Source organism: Dietzia sp. SLG310A2-38A2, assembly GCF_014145095.1.
Lineage (GTDB): Bacteria > Actinomycetota > Actinomycetes > Mycobacteriales > Mycobacteriaceae > Dietzia.
Genome location: NZ_JAALDX010000257.1, coordinates 1 through 2,894 on the forward strand (window position 1 = coordinate 1; position 2,894 = coordinate 2,894).

A 2,894-nucleotide genomic window follows, 5' to 3' on the forward strand; every position below is an offset into this window, starting at 1 on the left:
GGCCCCGGCCCCGCCGGCGTCCTCGTCGATCAGCAGGGCCGCGGCGCCGGTCTCGGCGACCCTGCCCCACACGGTGGTGCCGGGGCCGGTGTCGCCCGCGCTCCAGGCGCGGATGACCGACGGCAGGTCGGACCGTGTCAGCAGCGAGTCGATGCTCGCCGCGAAGTCGGTGATCTCGGGGTCGAGTGCGAATCTCATGGTGCTCCGTGTCCCGTCAGCCGCGCGGAAGGCCGAGGAGGCGCTCGGCGATGATGTTCTTCTGGACCTCGTTGGTGCCGGCGTAGATCGGCCCGGCGAGGGCGAACAGGTATCCGTCCATCCACTGCTCCCCGGCGAGTTCGCCGGCCGTGCCGAGCAGGTCCAGGGCGGTCTCGTGGGTGGCGATGTCCCAGTCCGACCAGAAGACCTTGTTGATCGAGGACTCGAAGCCCAGGTTGGCGCCGCCGGTGAGCGTGGTGACCGTCTTCCAGGTGCTCAGCTCGTAGGCGCGCGAGCCGATCCACGCGTCCACCACCCGGTCGGCGAGGGCTCCGCGGGTGCGGTCGTCGAGGTCCGCCTGGTGGGAGCCCCACAGCTCGAGCAGTCGGTCGGTGGTGGCGAGGAACCGGCCGGGCGAGCGCAGGGAGAGCCCGCGCTCGTTGTTGGCGGTGGACATGGCCACCTTCCAGCCTTGGTTGACCTCGCCGATCACCCCGGAGGAGCCGGGGTCCGCGGGATCGTCGGGGACGAAGACGTCCTCGAGGAACAACTCCGCGAAGCCGGGCAGGCCGTCGAGCTGGTCGATCGGTCGCACGGTGACGCCGTCGGCCCGCAGGTCGAACATGAAGTAGGTCAGCCCCTTGTGGCGGGGCTCGTCCGGGTCGGTGCGGAACAGGCCGAAGCCCTTGTCCGCGAAGGACGCGCGGGTGGACCACACCTTCTGGCCGCTGAGCACCCAGCCGCCGTCCACGCGCGTGGCCGTCGAGCGCAGCGAGGCCAGGTCGGACCCGGCCTCCGGCTCGGACCAGGCCTGCGCCCAGATGTCATCGGCGCGGGCCATGCGCGGCATGATCGCGGCGAGCTGCTCGGGGGAGGCGTGGTCGAACAGTGTCGGCGCCAGCAGGAAGATGCCGTTCTGGCTCACCCGCAGGGGTGCGCCGGCGCGGAAGTACTCCTCCTCGAAGACCACCCAGTTGACCAGTCCGCAGTCTCGGCCGCCGAATTCCTCGGGCCACGACACGACCGACATGCGGGCGTCGGCCATCGTCCGTTCCCACTCGCGGTGGGCCTCGAAGCCCTCGCGGGTGTCCATGTGCGGGAGCGGCTCGGACGGCACGTTCGCGGCGAGCCAGTCGCGCACCTCGAGGCGGAACTCCTGCGTCGAGGCGTCCAGGTCCAGATCCACGGCGTCAGTCCTTCTTCTCGCCGGTCGAGCGCGTGTCCGCGGTCGAGCCGGTGTTCGCGCTGTCGCGCATCGAGCGCGCGTCCATCCCGCCGAGGGAGGCGGAGAACGAGTCGGTGTCGTCGGGCTCGGCGTTGGCCGAGTGGGCGAACATGTGCCAGCCGAAGGCAGTGTCCAGCGAGGTCTGCAGGCCCATCTGGTCCTCGTTCGAGTTGATGACCTTCTTGGCCAGGGTCAGTCCGAAGGCGGGCATCGCGGCGATCTCACCGGCGATCTCGTCGACCTTGGCCTGCAGCTCGTCGCGCGGAACGACGTGGTTGAGCATGCCCCAGTCCCGCGCCTCGGCCGCACCGAATCTGCGACCGGTGTAGAGGATCTCCTTGGCGCGGCGGGGTCCCAGGACGAAGGCGTGGGCGAAGTACTCGACACCGGGGATTCCCATCTTGACCACCGGGTCGGAGAAGAACGCGTCGTCGGAGGCCACGATGAAGTCGCAGATCCACGCCAGCATCAGGCCGCCGGCGATGCACGCGCCGTGCACCTGGGCGATCATCGGCTTGGGGATCTCCCGCCAGCGCCGGCACATCTGGACGTAGACCTCGGTCTCGCGGGCCAGGCGTCGGTCGCCGCCGCCGCGGGTCGTGTGGTCCCACCAGAGCGAGGCGCGGTTGGGGTACTCCACGTGGTGGTCGCGCTCGGTGGTGCCGATGTCGTGGCCGGCCGAGAAGTGCTTCCCGTTGGCCCGCAGGACGATCACCTTGACCGAGTCGTCCTCGACGGCCCTGACGAAGGCGTTGTCCAGCGAGTACGTCATGACCGAGTTCTGCGCGTTGCGGAAGTCGGGGCGGTTGAGCGTGACGTAGGCGGTGCCGCCCGTGACCTCGTAGGCGACCGGCTGCGTGTCCGGGCCGAGGTCGTCGACACCGAGGACCGGGGGGATGGGTGCGTCGGTCATGAGCTGGGAATCTCCTTACCTAGCAAGTGCTTGGTTGGTACTGTACCGGACCGGCTCGCCGGATCGGGCTCAGACGCCGTGGCCTCCGTCGCTCAGACGCCGTAGCCACCGTCGTTCAGACGCCGTAGCCACCGTCGACGTCGAGCTTCTGGCCGGAGATGAAGCCCGCGCGGTCGGAGGCGAGGAACGCCACGGCCTCGGCGACGTCGTCCGCGGTGCCGAACCGCCGCAGCGGGATGTTGCCGCGGGTGACCTCGAGGGCGCGGTCGTCGAGGTCACCGGTGGAGATGAGCCGCTCGGCCATCCCGTCGGTGAGCATTCCCGGGCCCACGCAGTTGACGCGGACCCCGAACCGGCCCTCCTCCGCCGCCAGACCCCGCACCAGCTGCTCGACCGCGCCCTTGGGGACCGCGGACAGGCCGTCCCGGACCGGGTAGCGGGTGGTGGCGGCGGTGGTGACGACGACGAGGTTGCCACCCACCGCGCGCACATGCGGTAGCGCCGGGTGCACGATCGCGAAGAAGCCGGCGGCGTCCGCGTCCAGCTGTGCGCGTAGCT

3 protein-coding genes and 1 pseudogene are annotated in these 2,894 nt (G+C 70.4%); all 4 read right to left on the reverse strand.

Translation table 11 applies throughout. From position 1 onward, the window contains the following. Window positions 1–198: pseudogene (locus G6027_RS09430) on the reverse strand (acyl-CoA dehydrogenase); the annotation flags it as partial. A gap of 16 nt (window positions 199–214) precedes the next feature. Continuing rightward, window positions 215–1,384, reverse strand: coding sequence for an acyl-CoA dehydrogenase family protein (locus G6027_RS09435; RefSeq protein WP_182636944.1), 1,170 nt, complete (start codon window positions 1,382–1,384; stop codon window positions 215–217). Window positions 1,385–1,388: 4 nt separating this feature from the next. Then, the gene (locus tag G6027_RS09440; RefSeq protein WP_182636945.1) at window positions 1,389–2,336 is read right to left on the reverse strand and encodes an enoyl-CoA hydratase; all 948 of its coding nucleotides are present in this window, start codon (window positions 2,334–2,336) and stop codon (window positions 1,389–1,391) included. 115 nt (window positions 2,337–2,451) lie between these two features. After that, window positions 2,452–2,894: SDR family oxidoreductase (locus G6027_RS09445; RefSeq protein WP_182636946.1), on the reverse strand; the 443-nt coding region annotated here is incomplete at its 5' end.